This window comes from Pseudomonas sp. SWRI179 (assembly GCF_014268705.1).
Lineage (GTDB): Bacteria > Pseudomonadota > Gammaproteobacteria > Pseudomonadales > Pseudomonadaceae > Aquipseudomonas > Aquipseudomonas zanjanensis.
This window is the reverse complement of record NZ_JABWRA010000132.1, coordinates 1-584: the sequence shown is the minus strand read 5'-3', so window position 1 is coordinate 584 and position 584 is coordinate 1. Positions and strand designations below refer to the sequence as shown.

At 60.1% G+C, this 584-nt stretch carries 1 pseudogene; it reads left to right on the top strand.

Annotated elements, in window-relative coordinates:
- Window positions 1–584: pseudogene (locus HU767_RS28555) on the top strand (hypothetical protein); the annotation flags it as partial.

Here is a 584-nt window from a genome sequence, read left to right as displayed (position 1 = left end):
GATGGCAAGACCACCCAAGATGCCAACGGCAACATCACCGCTGATGGCCTGGCCCTCAACGGCGGCGACTTCGAGTTGCGCAACAACGGCAACATCGTGGGTGACATTGCCAGCGAGGCGGGCAAGGTCGCGTTCAACAATACCGGCAACTTGAAAGTCGGCACGCTGACTGAAACCGACGGCAACGGTAACGTGGTCAAGACCACCACCGGGGTGAAAAACACCGGCGACGTCAGCATCGGCACCAACGGCAACCTGGCGATCAACGAAGGGCTGGCAACCAGCGGCAACGTGTTCCTCAATGTCGATGGCAAGACCACCCAGAACGCCAAGGGCAATATCACCGCCGATGGCCTGGCCCTGAACGGCGGCGACTTCGAGTTGCGCAACAACGGCAACATCGTGGGCGATATCGCCAGCAAGGCAGGCAAGGTCGCGTTCAACAATACCGGCAACTTGAAAGTCGGCACGCTGACTGAAACCGACGGCAACGGTAACGTGGTCAAGACCACCACCGGGGTGAAAAACACCGGCGACGTCAGCATCGGCACCAACGGCAACCTGGCGATCAACGAAGGGCTGGC